The following is a 14,688-nucleotide window of genomic DNA, read 5'->3' as shown; positions in this document are numbered from 1 at the left end:
AATTTATTCACTTTGGAAGGCTGACACGCCGACTGGGCTTCATTACACTCGGACCTAGTCGCGCAGCGATCCCCGCCCCGGGCTGCCCGGAGGCTTCCCCCCGTGCGCGCAGCCCACCGGACTTCTCCGGTCGGGACCCCCATGGCAAGAGGACGTGTTTAGCCGTGAAGGTCGGCATCCCCCGCGAGGTCAAGAACCACGAGTACCGCGTGGCCATCACGCCCGCCGGCGTGCATGAGCTGGTCCGCAACGGACACGAGGTCTACATCGAGGACAACGCCGGTCTCGGCTCCTCGATCCCCAACGAGGAGTACGTGGCCGCCGGCGCCACCATCCTCCCCACCGCCGACGAGGTGTGGGCCACCGCCGACCTGCTGCTGAAGGTCAAGGAGCCCATCGCCTCCGAGTACCACCGGCTGCGCAAGGGCCAGACCGTCTTCACGTACCTGCACCTGGCGGCCGACCGGGCCGGCACCGACGCGCTGATCGCCTCGGGCACCACCGCCATCGCGTACGAGACCGTGCAGCTGGGCAACGGCGCGCTGCCGCTGCTCGCCCCGATGTCCGAGGTCGCGGGCCGCCTGGCCCCGCAGGTCGGCTCGTACCACCTGATGCGTCCGGCCGGCGGCCGCGGCGTGCTCCCCGGCGGCGTGCCCGGCACCCACCCGGCGAAGGCCGTCGTCGTCGGCGGTGGCGTCTCCGGCTGGCACGCGGCCACCATCGCCATCGGCATGGGTTACGACGTGACCCTGCTGGACCGCGACATCAACAAGCTGCGCGAGGCCGACCGCATCTTCGGCACGAAGATCAAGGCCATCATGTCCAACTCGTTCGAGCTGGAGAAGGCCGTCCTCGAGGCCGACCTGGTCATCGGCGCCGTGCTGATCCCCGGCGCCAAGGCCCCCAAGCTCGTCACCAACGAGCTGGTCTCCCGCATGAAGCCGGGCTCCGTGCTCGTCGACATCGCCATCGACCAGGGCGGCTGCTTCGAGGACTCGCACGCGACCACGCACGACGACCCGACCTTCCAGGTCCACAACTCGGTCTTCTACTGCGTGGCCAACATGCCGGGCGCCGTCCCGAACACCTCCACCTACGCGCTGACCAACGCCACGCTGCCGTACGTCATCGAGCTGGCGAACCGCGGTTGGAAGGAGGCGCTGCGCCGCGACCCGGCGCTCGCCAAGGGCCTGAACGTGCACGAGGGCCAGATCACCTTCCCGGCCGTGGCCGAGGCCTTCGGCCTGGAGTCGGTCACCCTGGAGAGCGTGCTCGCCTGAACCGCCTGACCGCACGGCGGTCGTTCGCCCCCGACCCGATCACTTCGGGTCGGGGGCTTCGCCGTGCCCGTGAACGGTGGGTGGAGCAGGTAGGTCGCTCTGTCGTCAATTTCCGTCGGTCATGTCACCCGCCCGCAGAAACGTCGGGGTCATTGACCCACTCATCCCTTGACAGCAGCCCGCCTGATAGTCGACACATCCTGCCCACTACCGTGGATTGTGTTGCTGCGAACGCCTTGAACGGCCTAGAGTCGCAAACCGTCGGCATGCTGCCACGCTGACGAATCGACATAGAGTCCGGGATGCCCAAGGAGGTAAGACGACTTGTGAATGAGTCGACAATTGCTCCCGGGGGTGGTCAGCCAGGACTGGCGGAGCACACCGCCGGCCAGCCGAGTGTGGAGCCCGGGGCCCGGCAGCCCTCCGTGGGTTCGGCCGAGGTCGGCTCGGTCGCACTCCGCACCTTCGAAGCACGCCAGAACACAGCGCAGGTGACCACGGTGACCGATCACGACGCCGACTTGGCGGCCTACGGCCTGGCCTACGGCGAGTTCGCCTACGGCGCCTACGACGATCCGGACGCCGAATACGAGCCAGACCCGGAGTACGCCGCCACGCTGGCCCCCGACGCCGCGCGCCAGCGCCGCGAGCGGGTCGGCCCCACCGGCCGGCCGCTGCCGTACTTCCCGATCCCCGCGCCGGTCGCCGAGCACGGCCCCGCCCAGATCATCGCCATGTGCAACCAGAAGGGCGGCGTCGGCAAGACCACGTCGACCATCAACCTGGGCGCGGCGCTGGCCGAATACGGCCGCCGGGTGCTGCTCGTCGACTTCGACCCGCAGGGCGCGCTCTCGGTCGGCCTCGGCGTCAACCCGATGGAACTGGACGTCACCGTCTACAACCTGCTCATGGAGCGGGGCCTGACGGCCGATGAGGTGCTGCTGAAGACCGCGGTCCCGGGCATGGACCTGCTGCCGTCCAACATCGACCTCTCCGCCGCCGAGGTGCAGCTGGTCAGCGAGGTGGCCCGGGAGTCCGCGCTGGCCCGCGCCCTGAAGCCGCTGCTGCCCGACTACGACTACGTCATCATCGACTGCCAGCCCTCGCTGGGCCTGCTGACGGTCAATGCGCTGACGGCCGCTCACAGCGTGATCGTCCCGCTGGAGTGCGAGTTCTTCGCGCTGCGCGGTGTCGCGCTGCTGACCGAGACCATCGAGAAGGTGTGCGAGCGGCTCAACCCCGAGCTGCGCCTCGACGGCATCCTCGCGACCATGTACGACTCGCGCACCGTGCACAGCCGTGAGGTGCTGGCGCGGGTCGTCGAGGCGTTCGGCGAGCACGTCTTCCACACCGTCATCGGGCGGACCGTGCGCTTCCCGGAGACCACCGTCGCCGGCGAGCCCATCACCACGTACGCCACCAACTCGGTCGGGGCCGCCGCCTACCGCCAGCTCGCCAGGGAGGTGCTCGACCGGTGCCGCCCCGCCGAGTGAGTCTCCCGGGTGCCGACGAGCTGTTCCGGACCACGGGAGGGATGGCGCTGTCGCCGTCCCTCGCGTCGCGTTCGGCCGCCGAGGCATCCAGACCGGAGACCGCGCGGACCGTCAACGGCCCGGACGGCGCCGAGGGCGCCGAGTCCGCCCAGAACGCCCAAGGCTCCCCGGGGGCGCAGGGCCCCCAGGGGTCTCAGGGCTCCCAGGGTGACCGGCGGCTGACGCCGGAGCAGCAGTCGTCCGCCGCCGTGCCGGCGCCCGCGCAGCCGCCCGTCCAGCGGCCGGGCGGGTCCCAGGCCGTGTCGGGTGCCCCGGCGGCCGGGAAGACCGTGCCCGGCGGCCGAGGCGCCGCCGCCCCGGCGGCCTGGACGCACGCGGGTGCCGCCGAGGAGCAGGCCGGCGCCGCCGGGCGCGCCCGGCCGCGCGGCCGCGCGCCGCGTCGGCCCAGCGGGCGTGAACGGCACGACGAGAAGATCACCGTGTACGTGTCCGCCGAGGAGCTCATGGACCTGGAGCACGCCCGGCTGGTGCTGCGCGGCGAGCATGGCCTGGCCGTGGACCGTGGACGGATCGTCCGGGAGGCCATCGCGGTCGTCCTGGCGGACCTGGAGCAGCGCGGCGAGGCCTCCATCCTGGTCCGGCGCCTGCGCGGACGGTAGGGCGCGGCAGGGCGGGCCCGCAGGCCCGGGGCAGGCCCGGCAGGGCGGCATGGTGGGTCCGGAGGGCGGCACGGTGGGTCCGGCAGGGCCGCCGCAGGGCGTCGAGGGGCCATCGGCCCGGCGCGGCGCCGGAGGCCCGTCGGTGGGCGGTTGGGCGCCAAGGGCTGTGAAGCGGGCTCATGGGGCTGCTGCCTCGAGCGTGGCCGTTCTTGGTCCGGCGCTGAGGGTCATGAGTCGGGCTCATGGGTCGTTGCCCGGGGTCGCGGGCCGTGGTCCGGCGCCGAGGGGCATGAGTCGCGCTCATGAGGTCGCTTGTCTCGGACTGAGAGCCATGAGTCGAGCTCATGGGGTTGTTGCCTCGGGCGTGGGGTTCCTGGTCGGGCATTCATGGGTCATGAGCCGGGCTCGTGGGGTGCGGCCCTGGTTCGGCGCCGAGGGTCATGAGTCGGGCTCATGAGGCCGCTTGCCTCGGGGGCGATGTCCGCCGGTATGGGGCCAATGGTTGGTCTCGGCGGCCGACGGGGTCTGGGACGGGCGCTGGAGGGCCTTTTCCGGGGGCGCGGGCCCCCTGCGGGTCCGGTGGGCTGCGAGGGCCTGTGTGCGGGGCTGAGAGTCGCGGGCGGGGCCGTCGGGCGGCGTGTCGGGGGGCCCGGGGCGGGACGGGGGCCGAGGACGGGTGAAGATGGACCGTCATGCCGAGCACCGCCGAACCAGCTGAAACCGCCGTGAGCGCGACCGAGGACGGGTCGCGGGGCGGGTTCCGGGTGCGACTGGACAACTTCGAGGGCCCCTTCGACCTGCTGCTCAGCCTGATCGCCAAGCACAAGATGGACGTCACCGAGGTGGCGCTGGCCACCGTCACGGACGAGTTCATGGCGCACATCCGGGCGATGGGGCCGGACTGGGACCTGGACGCGGCGACCGAGTTCCTGGTGGTGGCCGCCACGCTTCTCGACCTCAAGGCCGCCCGGCTGCTGCCCGCGGCGGAGGTCGAGAACGAGGAGGACCTGGCTCTGCTGGAGGCCCGTGACCTGCTGTTCGCACGGCTGCTGCAGTACCGGGCGTACAAGCGGGCGGCGGCGCTGTTCGGCGAGCGTTGGGCCGCCGAGCTGCGGCGGCGCCCGCGGGCCGTCGGGCTGGAGCCCCGGCACGCGGAGCTGCTGCCGGAGGTGGTGATCACCATCGGTCCGCAGCGGCTCGCCGAGCTGGCGGCCAAGGCGATGGAGCCCAGGCCGAAGCCGGTCGTGTACGTGGACCACATCCACACCCCGCCGGTCAGCGTGCGGGAGCAGGCCGGGCTGGTGGTCGGGCTGCTCACAGCGCTGGGCGAGGCGTCGTTCCAGCGGCTGGTGGAGGACGCGCCGGACACCCTGGTCGTGGTCGCCCGCTTCCTGGCGTTGCTGGAGCTGTACCGGGAGCGGGTGCTCGCCTTCGAGCAGCCGGATGCGCTCGGCGAACTGCGGGTGCGCTGGGTGGCCGAGGAGGGCCGGGGCGTGGTCGAGGTGACGGACGAGTTCGACCGGCCGGCGGGCGAGGCTGCGGGCGAGGCCGGAGGAGAGGCCTCGGGCGAGGCGGAGGAGGACGAGCGGCGATGAGCGGCGGGAACGAGGGCGGGCGGCCGGTGCGGCGCCCGCTGGGGCTGCGGGGGCAGCCGCGGGTCGAGGAGTGGCTGGAGCCGGCCTTCGCGCTGCTGCCGGACCCCGTGGAGCCGGTGGGCCCCGTGGATCCGGTGGATCCGGACGCCCGGGTGGTACACCAGAAGTCGGCTCCGTCGACTTCCGGTGTCGAGGAGCCGGTCGGCCCCGGGCTGTCGGCCGACCCGGGGGAGCCCGCCGGCCCCGGGCTGCGGGCCGAGCTGGAGGCGGTCCTGATGGTCGTCGACGAGCCGGTGGCGGAGGAGCGGCTGGCCGGGGTGCTGGAGCGGCCCCGGGCCGAGGTGGCGGCGGCGCTGCGCGAGCTGTCCGCCTCCTACACCGCCCAGGGCCGCGGTTTCGACCTGCGGCTGGTGGCCGGTGGCTGGCGGTTCTACACGCGGGAGACCTGCTCCGCGGCCGTCGATCGCTTCCTCCTGGACGGCCAGCAGGCCCGGCTCACCCAGGCGGCGCTGGAGACTCTGGCGGTGGTCGCCTACCGGCAGCCGGTGTCCAGATCGCGGGTTTCCGCCGTCCGCGGTGTGAACTGTGACGGCGTGATGCGTACCCTGGTACAGCGAGGACTGGTGGAAGAGGCCGGATCCGAGCCCGAAACAGGTGCGATCCTGTATCGGACGACGAACTACTTCCTGGAACGGATGGGGCTCCGCGGCGTGGATGAGCTGCCGGAGCTTGCTCCCTTCCTGCCCGAGGTCGACGACGTGGAAGCGGAGTCCCTGGAGGGCACGATGATCGCGGAGGCGGTCGCCGCCGCGCAGTCCGCGGACGGCAGTGGCGAGGCCGGTCGGGCCGGGCCCGATCGGTAGGGGGCGGTGAGGTCGGCCGAAACGACCGCACATCCCAGACGGAACGACGTACGGACACTTTGATGCGTAGCAGTGGCAACGGCAGGAACAGCAGCGGCGGCGGGAGCGGTCGCGGCGGACAGGGCGGGGGCCGGGGCGGGGGCTCCTCCTCCTACGGCGGCGGCAGCGGTGGTGGCCGCGGCGGCTCGGGCGGCGCGCGCGGGGGTTCGTACGGCGGTGGCTCCTACGGGGGCGGCGGCGGCCGTGGCGGCTCGGGTTCGGGTTCGGCTTCGGGCTCGCGCGGCGGCTCCGGCTCGTACGGACGGGACGGCCGTCGGGACGACCGACGCGACGACCGGCGTGACGACCGCCGCTTCCCGGACCGTCCGCTGCGGCCCGAGGAGCGCAAGTACGACCGCCCCGAGTTCGGCGGCGGCCCCAATGCCACCCCCGCCCGCGGCGGCTTCGCCGGCCGGCGCCCCGGCCCGGCCCCGCGTCCGCGCCGTGAGGGCCAGGGCGCCCCGGGTGACCCGCGCCGTCAGCCGCAGCGCTCGCGCGAGCTGCAGGCCAAGATCGAGGACGCCGTCCTCGCCCGGCACGACAAGCCGGCCGTCAAGCTGCCCAAGACCTTCGGCGAGCCCGAGGGCGAGCGCCTGCAGAAGGTGCTGGCCCGGGCCGGCATCGGCAGCCGGCGCGCCTGCGAGGAGCTGATCGAGCAGGGCCGGGTCGAGGTCAACGGCAAGCGCGTCACCGAGCAGGGCAAGCGGGTCGACCCGCAGAACGACGAGATCAAGGTGGACGGCCTGACCGTCGCCACCCAGTCCTACCTGTTCTTCGCGCTGAACAAGCCGGCCGGCGTGGTCTCCACCATGGAGGACCCGGACGGGCGCCAGTGCCTGGGCGACTACGTGACCAACCGGGAGACCCGGCTGTTCCACGTCGGCCGCCTGGACACCGAGACCGAGGGCATCATCCTGCTCACCAACCACGGCGAGCTGGCCCACCGTCTCACCCACCCGCGGTACGGCGTGACCAAGACCTACCTGGCCGCCATCCAGGGCCCGATCCCGCGCGACCTGGGCAAGCAGCTGGCCAAGGGCGTGGAGCTGGAGGACGGCTACGCGCGCGCCGACAGCTTCAAGGTGATCTCCAACGTCGGCAAGAACTACCTGGTCGAGGTGACCCTGCACGAGGGTCGCAAGCACATCGTCCGCCGGATGCTGGCCGAGGCCGGCTTCCCGGTCGAGAAGCTGGTGCGCACGCACTTCGGCCCGATCGCCCTGGGCGACCAGAAGTCGGGCTGGCTGCGCCGCCTGACCAACCCGGAGGTCGGCCAGCTGATGCGCGAGGTCGGCCTGTAGGCCGTCGCGTTCGCCCGCCCCTGAGGGCCCCCGGTCGCCGTGCTGCGGCCGGGGGCCCTTTGCCGTGCGGGCGGTGCGGGCCGCCAAGGCTGGGTGGGGCGGGCTGTACGGGGGTGGCGGGCGGTGCGGCGTGTGCGGGCCCTGTGGGGTGTGGGGCGTGTGCGGGTCGTGTGAGCCGGGACGCAACCGCTGGTCACGGCCTTGTCAGCGTCATGATCCGTAGCCGAGGATGGCCGCCGGGCCACCACCGCGTCGCGTGGCAGATTTGCGCCGGCACGGGCACCGGTGGGGCGGATCAGGGCGAACAGGGGGAGACGGCGTCGTGTCCGATGCACCACTGGGGCGGGTCAGCGGACGGGCCCTCGGCACACTGGGACTGCCCGAGCCGGACGGGCAGGTGTACGCGGCGCTGGTGGCCAATCCGCAGTCCACCGCGGAGGAACTGGCGCAGGGCTGCGGCCTGACGCTCCAGCAGGGCGTGCGCGCCCTGGACCGGCTGGCGCAGCAGGGCATGGCCACCCGGGCGCCGGTGGACCGGCAGCGCTACCTGGCGGTCGCGCCGGACGTCGCGATCGGCACCCTGATCGGCCACCGCGAATCCGAACTGCGGCAGGCCAGGGCCGAGATGCACCGGCTGATGGACGCCTTCCGGGAGGCTTCGCGCTACACCGACCCGGCGCACTCGGTGGAGGTGCTGACCGGCGGCGAGGCGATCGCCCAGCGGCTGGAGCACATCACCGACACCAGCCAGTACCAGGTGCGCGGCTTCGACCGCCCGCCGTACATCCAGGACCCGGTGGCGCCGATGCCGCTGCAGCGGCGACGGCTGCGCGAGGGCGTGAAGTTCCGGACGATCTACGACCGGGAGGCGGTGGCCTGGCCCGGTCGGCTGGAGAAGAACATCCTGATCGGGGTCGCGGACGGCGAGGAGGCTCGGGTCCGGCCGACGCTGCCGATGAAGATGATCATCTCGGACGACCGGATGGCGATCATCCCGATCAGCGTCGGCGACAGCGTGCTGGACGCCGCGTACGTGATCCACCCCTCGGCGCTGCTCCAGGCCCTGGACACGTTGTTCGAGGCGGAGTGGGAGCGGGCCGTCCGACTACAGGCCGCGATCGGCACCACGGACGCGTCGCTGGAGCCGGAGGCCGACCACCGCAAACTGCTGGGCCTGCTGGCCGCCGGACTCACCGACGAGTCGATCGCCCGCTCGCTCGGCTGGAGCGCCCGGACCACCCAGCGCCGGCTGCAGAGCCTGATGCGCTCGCTGGGCGCCACCACCCGCTTCCAGGCCGGCATGGCGGCCCGGGAGCGGGGGTGGCTGTGAGCTCGGCTCCGGGGTTCGGCTTCGGGTTCAGCCCGGGGTTCAGCTCGAGGTTCAGCTCCAGGGGGTGAGGGAGGCCCAGCGGCCGTCCGGGCCCCGTTCGATCTTCTCCAGACCGACCACGGCGGTGCGGTTCAGCCGCCCGTAGATGTGCGGGAAGAGCACGTCGGGGGTGGCCCCGGGAGGTGGGGCGCCGTGCGGGGCCTCCCACTTGACCATCGGTTCCACCAGCGATTCGTCGATCAGCAGCACCATCAGCGGGTCGGGGGTGTCGGCGAAGAAGGCGTTGGCCACCGCGAGCGCCGTCTGCTCGTCCGCCGAGCAGTGGATGAACCCGTCGGTGAGCAGCGAAGCGGTGGCGTACGGGCGGCCGGGGTCGGCCAGCCAGTCGTCCAGGGGTGCGAGGTGGAGGATCATGTTTCCTTTTCTACCCGTTGTCTCCGGGTTTGTTCCTGAGCGGCCGTCACCCGCCGGACGGTGGTCGGAGTACCCGCCGGGCGGCGGTCAGAGTCCGGCCACCTTGGCGGAGGCGGTGATCTCGTACACCAGGGTGAGGGTGCGGCGGGCGCCCGGGCCGAGTGGGACGTCCCAGCGGACGATGCCCTCGGCGTCGAACGCGTCCGGAGCCGGAGCGCACTCCTCCTTGCGCAGCCGGACCTCGACCGCCGACACCTCGGAGACCGGCACCCGCTCGCGCACCGTGACGATCCGCTCGTCGCGCTCCTCCGGGCCGGAGAAGCGGGACAGGCGCAGCCGCACCGTGCGGGTGGTGGTCTGGCGGCCGGTGAGGCCCGCGGTGGCCTGGCGCTCCTCGGTCTCGCGGACCACCCGGTAGCCGTCCGAACTGCCGAAGGAGAGCTCGGCGTCGGCGCCGGTGGCGGTGAAGCGCAACTCGCCCCGGCCGGTGAAGCCGCTGCCGCGGACCAGCTCGACCGGGCCGGCCAGCAGCGGATGCCCGGCCGCGTTGCGGAACCGGACCACCTGGGTGACCAGCGGGGACAGCTCCGGGGCGCAGGCGTACTCGCTGCTCGCCGGGCCGGTGAAGGCGCCGAGCGGCACCCGGTGCGCCCGGCCGTCGGAGGGCACGGTCGCGGGGGCCGGCGCCGGCAGCACCCGGACCTCGCCGCCGTCGTCCACACCCGGGACCTCGGAGGTCGGCCCGAGCTCGCTGATCGCCTCCTCGCGAAGCTCGACCTCGACCGTGCGGCGCTCCTCGTCGGTTCGCTCGCGCAGCATCAGGACGTCCTCGGCGACGGCCGGCGGGTCGGTGGCGAGGGCGGATCGGGCGGTGGAGAAGGTGAGCCGGGCGTTCGTCCAGTCCTCGCCGGTGCGCTGCCAGACCACCGCCTCCGACTCCAGGCGCAGCCCGCCCCCGTCCAGGGTCGCGCGGTACGACGGGCGCCAGAGCGCGCAGGGCACCAGGTGGGAGACGGTCAGCCCGGCCGGGCCTGGCTGCGCCGCCTCGACCGTCAGGTCCAGGTGGGCGACCAGCTCGGCCGGGTCCTCCTCGGCCTCGTCCAGGGCGGTCAGGGCCTGCGAACGCTCCTGCTCCAGGCGGCGCAGCCGGGAGTGGACGGCGCGCAGCTCCTCGCCGTAGCGCTCGCGCTCGGCGTCCACCCGGTCCAGCTCGCGGGACCAGCGGGTGCGTTCGAGCTCGCCGACACCGGCGCCCTCGCCGATCTCGCGCAGCAGGTCGGCGGAGAGCTGGGCGAGCAGGGCCAGCCGGGCCTCCAGCCGGGCCCGGGTCTGGTCGGCCAGGCGGCTCTCGGTGTCCAGCCGGTGCAGCCGGTGGCGCAGGTCGGAGTCGTCCGGGCCGGGCGGCAGCGGGGCGCGCGGGGACCAGGTGCGGACCAGCCGGGCGTCCAGCACGCGGACGCCGGGCGTGGTGGACTCGGCGCGCAGGGTGCGGTCGACGGCGAGGGCGGTGAGCGGGCCGAGACGCAGCCGCTGGACGCCCGCGGCGAGGGCGACCGTCGTCGACCGCTCGACCTGGCTGCGGTCCTCCAGGCAGGTGACGGCCGTGACGGGGAGGGGCTTCGTCGCTCCGGGCGTGGCTCCGGTCGCTTGTCCGGTCGCTTGCCCGGTTGCTTCTCCGGTCGTGTGTCCGGGCAGGGCTCCGGTCGTTTCCCCGGTCGTTTCTCCGGTCATGATCAGTTCCTCCGGTTTCCGCCGACGATGGCCTTTCCGGCCGGGATCTTGATCAGGTAGCCGCCGTCCAGCTCGGTGCTGCCACCCGGCGGCAGATCGACCCGCCAGAGCCTGGTGCTGGGCGGGCACTCCGGCGTGGAGACGGTCGGAGCCTGCCAGTCGGCCCGCTCCTCGATCCGGATCTCGGCATCGGAGGTGACCGGCACGCGCTCACGGACCTCCACCGTGACGGCGCGGCCGAGCCGGTTCGCCAGCCGGATGTGCACCCGGTGGTCGAGGACCGTGCTGTTGCCCTTCAGCATGCCCGTGGTGGACTCGCGCAGCTCGGTGCGGCGCGCCACCTCGATGCTCTCGCTGACACCGATGCCCAGGCGACGCATGCCGCCGGGCGCCAGGGTAGGCAGGGCGGCCGTGAGCAGGTACTCGTCGTCCACGGTGACCTCGACCGGGCCGGCCAGGACGGCGCGGTCGGTGCGGTTGGCGAGTACCAGGGTCGCGTACACCTTCTCCTCGACGGCGGGGACGGTGACGTACTCGGGGCGGACGGTGAGCGGGATCTCGTCCACGGTGACGGTGTGCCAGGTGCCGTCGGACGGGATGTCGGCCGGGGCGGCGGCGTCGAAGCGGTGATCGAAGGAGCCGGCCGACTTGCGGGGCGGGACGGCGTGGCGGGGGAGGGCGAGGCGGCGGATCTGCTCGCCCGGGTTGCCGCCGGGCAGCGTCCGGTCCAGTTCCTCGCGCTCGACCCGCTCGGGGCGGGGGTGCAGGGCGCCGCGCCGGGCGGTGGCCTCGTCGGGGCCGGCCAGGACGAGGTCCGGATAGTCGAGCAGGGTGGTGTCCGGGGCGAAGCCGGTGGCCGGGGGCGGGACGGCGAGGCGGCTCCGGCGGGAGCGGCGGGCCGCCTCCGGCGCGCGCCCGCCCGGGGCCTGCGGGAGCGGGGCGGCGGCGGGGACCGAGGCGGCGGGAGCGAAGGCGGCGGGGACGGGCGGCGGCGGGCCGCCGTAGCCGGCGAAGCCGCCCGGGGCGGGCGGGAGCGCGGGCGTCGGCTCGTCGGCGCTCAGGGTGCCGCCGCCGCTGCCGCTGCCGCCGCCGTACGGGCCGGAGGGCCCGGGTGGGGCGCCCTCCGCCCCGGCGAGGGCCTCCGGACGGGGGCCGGACGGGCGGGCCCCGCCCAGCCGGGGGGCGAACGACCCGGGGCCGGCGAGACGGGCGGCCCCGGGCGGGACCGGAGGCGGCACCGCGGCCTTGCGGCGGTCCTCGCGGCGGGCCTGTCCGCGCGGGGCCTGGGCGTCGGCCGCGTCGTAGCCGGTGAACAGGTCGGACAGGCCGGCCGGGGGCTCGCGCCAGCCGGAGGGCGGCGGGGCGGGTTGGCTGCGGCCGATCCGCAGTGAGGCGAGCCGGGGCAGGTCGGTGCGGCGGTCGAGGTCGGCGGTGGAGAGGGCGAGGCGCACGCCCGTCCAGTCCTCGCCGGTGCGCTGGGCGACGCCGGCGCGCAGGACGAGGCGGCCGGCGTCGGAGCCGCTCCGGTGGGACAGGCGGTAGGTGGGCACCCAGCGGGCGGCGGGGACGCCGTACTCCAGCTCGAGGTCGAGGGTCGCGGTGGTGCTGTCCGTGGCGTCCTCGGTGGTGGTGCTGCCGGTGTTGCCCTCGGCGGTGGTGCTGTCCGTGGTGCTGCTCGTGGTGCTGCTCGTGGTCAGGGTGAGCAGGACGGTGGCGGCGGTCGCGACCGGCTCGGCCCGGTCGGCGGTGGACGCCCGCTCCAGCCGGTCGGCTGCCAAGTCGAGCTTGTGGTCGGCGAGTTCGATCTCCCGGTTGAGCTCCTCGGCGCGCTCCTGGAGGGCGGCCAGCCGCTCGTCGACGAAGTCGGCGAGCTCCAGCCAGGCGTCGGCGGGCGTCCGGCGCAGCGGCTCCTCGGGCCGGTGCTGCGGCGGTACGGCGCGCAGGGCGGCGGTGTCGGCGATGGTGGCGAGGACCAGCCGGCGGCGCTCGGTGAGCACGCTGCGGTGCTCGGTGGCCTCGTCCAACTCCCGTTGCAGTTCGGAGAGTTCGCCCGGCCTGCGGAGTTCGGCCTGCCGCTCCAGCCGGGCCTCGGTGACCGCCGTGCCGGCCGGTCCGGCGAGCACCCGGGCACGCAGCGAACGGCCGTCCAGGGACGTCGGCAGGCCGGTCAGGCGCAGCCGCCCGCCGCGCGGAACCGGGACGGTCGCCCGGCGGCGGCACACCGCGCCCTCCGCGTACACCACCACGGAGTCCAGGACCGACGGATGGGCCGGTACGGCCGGCGGTTTGGTCTGCCCGGTCCGACTGCTGTGTTGATCGTCCATGCGCAACCCCTTCGTTCGCGTGTTGCCTGCCGCGTGCCGCTCGTCGTGTCACGCGGGTTCCGCGCTTGCCCGCTTGCCCGTACGTGCGCTCGCTCGTTCATCCGCCCGGCTGCTCGTCCGGGCCTTCCCCGGGCGGCCAGTCTGCCCGGCTTCGGTACGGGCGTCGCCGGATTTCCGGGCGCGGCGCGTGCACTGGATGGGACGGGGGCGGGATCGTCGCGGTTGCCGGTGCCGGGAGCTGCCGGGAACTGCCCGCGTGGTTGCCGGGTGGCAGGTGAGGACTTCGGCGCGGCCGATGAGGGAGGATGGGGCGCGGGTGCTCCCGGACGGTCCCGGCACCTGTCGAGAATCGTGATGAGGAGAGCGACCCGCCATGCGCACTGCCGTCGTCGTCGGCACCGGACTGATCGGCACCTCCGCCGCGCTCGCCCTGACCGCTCGAGGCCTGACCGTCCATCTGGAGGACGCCGACCCGGACGCCGCCCGCACCGCCGAGTCGCTCGGCGCGGGCACCACCGAACCGGTCGACGGCCCGGTGGACCTGGCGATCATCGCAGTCCCGCCCGCACTGGTCGGCAAGGTCCTCGCCGACTGCCAGCGCCGCAACCTGGCGCACTGGTACACCGACGTCGCCAGCGTGAAGGCCGGCCCCGGCAGCGAGGTCGCCGCGCTCGGGTGCGACACCGTCCACTACATCGGCAGCCACCCGATGGCCGGCCGCGAACGCTCCGGCCCGCTGGCCGCCCGTGCCGACATCTTCGAGGGCCGCCCCTGGGTGCTCACCCCGACCGCCGACACCGACACCGAGACGCTCAACGCCGCGCTGGAGCTGGTCGCGCTCTGCGGTGCGATGCCCATCGTGATGGACGCCGCCGAGCACGACCGCGCCGTCGCCCTGGTCTCCCACGCCCCGCAGCTGGTGTCCTCGCTGGTCGCGGCCCAGCTGGAGAACGCCGACGAGACCGCCATAAGGCTCTCCGGCCAGGGCGTGCGCGACGTCACCAGGATCGCCGCCTCCAACCCCGGCATGTGGGTCGACATCCTCTCCGCCAACGCGGGCGCGGTCGCCGACATCCTGGACGCGGTCGCCCTCGACCTCGGCGAGACCGTCACCGCGCTGCGCGCCATGGAAGCCGCCGAGGAGGGCGAGCGGCGGGCGGGCGCGGCCGGGATCCAGGCGGTCATGCGCCGCGGCAACACCGGCCAGGCCCGGATCCCCGGTAAGCACGGCGCGCCGCCCACCCGGTACGAGACCGTCGCGGTCGTCCTCGGCGACCAGCCGGGCGAGCTGGGCCGACTGTTCGGGGAGGTCGGCGACGCCGGGGTCAACATCGAGGACGTCGACATCGAGCACTCGACCGGGCAGCAGGTCGGCTTCGTCCAGCTGTCGGTGGCGCCGACGGCGGTCAAGCGGCTGGTGAAGGCCCTGCGGGCGAGCGGGTGGAGCGTGCGGGACTGAGGTTCCGGGGGCCCCGGGGGCTCCGGGGTGTTCCCGGGCTCGGAGGCTCGGGGGATTTCCGGGGCTCGGGGGCTCGGGGCTTCGGGGGTTTTCCGGGGCTCTGAGGGGCTCTGCCGGCAGGGGTGGGGCGGGCGGCGGAGTTCGTCACGGCGGCGGTCCATTAACCTTGAGGGAGACAATCCCCGGCCGTCCGCCTGTGC

The 14,688-nt window shown here is 74.0% G+C and carries 11 protein-coding genes; 8 read left to right on the top strand and 3 right to left on the bottom strand.

What is annotated here, in order from left to right:
- The first annotated feature begins 164 nt into the window (after nucleotides 1-164).
- The 7 genes from ald (at nucleotide 165) to ACZ52J_RS32390 (ending at nucleotide 8,560) form a co-directional block, all read left to right on the top strand.
- The gene (gene ald / locus ACZ52J_RS32420) at nucleotides 165-1,280 is read left to right on the top strand and encodes an alanine dehydrogenase (RefSeq protein ID WP_360500484.1); all 1,116 of its coding nucleotides are present in this window, start codon (nucleotides 165-167) and stop codon (nucleotides 1,278-1,280) included.
- A 425-nt stretch (nucleotides 1,281-1,705) separates the two neighbouring features.
- Entirely contained in the window at nucleotides 1,706-2,773 is a 1,068-nt protein-coding gene (locus ACZ52J_RS32415) for a ParA family protein (RefSeq protein WP_030245868.1), read from the top strand.
- A 41-nt stretch (nucleotides 2,774-2,814) separates the two neighbouring features.
- Nucleotides 2,815-3,432 carry a hypothetical protein gene (locus ACZ52J_RS32410; RefSeq protein WP_465623811.1) on the top strand — a complete coding sequence of 206 codons (618 nt, stop codon included), beginning with the start codon at nucleotides 2,815-2,817 and terminating at the stop codon, nucleotides 3,430-3,432.
- Between the two features lie 692 nt (nucleotides 3,433-4,124).
- Nucleotides 4,125-5,027, top strand: a complete 903-nt coding sequence (locus ACZ52J_RS32405; RefSeq protein WP_465623809.1) for a segregation and condensation protein A — start codon at nucleotides 4,125-4,127, stop codon at nucleotides 5,025-5,027.
- A gap of 275 nt (nucleotides 5,028-5,302) precedes the next feature.
- Nucleotides 5,303-5,890, top strand: a complete 588-nt coding sequence (scpB, locus tag ACZ52J_RS32400; protein ID WP_396289408.1) for an SMC-Scp complex subunit ScpB — start codon at nucleotides 5,303-5,305, stop codon at nucleotides 5,888-5,890.
- A gap of 62 nt (nucleotides 5,891-5,952) precedes the next feature.
- Nucleotides 5,953-7,230, top strand: coding sequence for a pseudouridine synthase (locus tag ACZ52J_RS32395; protein WP_465623808.1), 1,278 nt, complete (start codon nucleotides 5,953-5,955; stop codon nucleotides 7,228-7,230).
- A 322-nt stretch (nucleotides 7,231-7,552) separates the two neighbouring features.
- On the top strand, nucleotides 7,553-8,560 hold the full coding sequence (locus ACZ52J_RS32390) for a helix-turn-helix domain-containing protein (protein ID WP_465623806.1): 1,008 nt from the start codon (nucleotides 7,553-7,555) through the stop codon (nucleotides 8,558-8,560).
- A 51-nt stretch (nucleotides 8,561-8,611) separates the two neighbouring features.
- Here the strand turns inward: ACZ52J_RS32390 and ACZ52J_RS32385 are convergent, their stop codons facing one another.
- The 3 genes from ACZ52J_RS32385 to ACZ52J_RS32375 all read right to left on the bottom strand — a co-directional run bounded on the left by ACZ52J_RS32385 (nucleotide 8,612) and on the right by ACZ52J_RS32375 (nucleotide 13,029).
- Nucleotides 8,612-8,974: a DUF952 domain-containing protein gene (locus ACZ52J_RS32385; RefSeq protein WP_360500499.1), complete on the bottom strand. Its 363-nt coding sequence runs from the start codon at nucleotides 8,972-8,974 to the stop codon at nucleotides 8,612-8,614.
- An 87-nt stretch (nucleotides 8,975-9,061) separates the two neighbouring features.
- Entirely contained in the window at nucleotides 9,062-10,705 is a 1,644-nt protein-coding gene (locus tag ACZ52J_RS32380; RefSeq protein WP_465623805.1) for a mucoidy inhibitor MuiA family protein, read from the bottom strand.
- Nucleotides 10,706-10,707: 2 nt separating this feature from the next.
- Nucleotides 10,708-13,029, bottom strand: a complete 2,322-nt coding sequence (locus tag ACZ52J_RS32375) for a DUF4139 domain-containing protein (protein WP_465623804.1) — start codon at nucleotides 13,027-13,029, stop codon at nucleotides 10,708-10,710.
- 373 nt (nucleotides 13,030-13,402) lie between these two features.
- Here ACZ52J_RS32375 and ACZ52J_RS32370 point away from each other — a divergent pair, with 373 nt between their 5' ends.
- On the top strand, nucleotides 13,403-14,488 hold the full coding sequence (locus tag ACZ52J_RS32370) for a prephenate dehydrogenase (RefSeq protein WP_360500506.1): 1,086 nt from the start codon (nucleotides 13,403-13,405) through the stop codon (nucleotides 14,486-14,488).
- Nucleotides 14,489-14,688 lie beyond the last annotated feature (200 nt).

The sequence above is a fragment of the Kitasatospora sp. NPDC034035 genome (assembly GCF_055575755.1).
The sequence above is the reverse complement of the archived record's forward strand: the minus strand, read 5'-3'. Positions and strand labels throughout refer to the sequence as shown.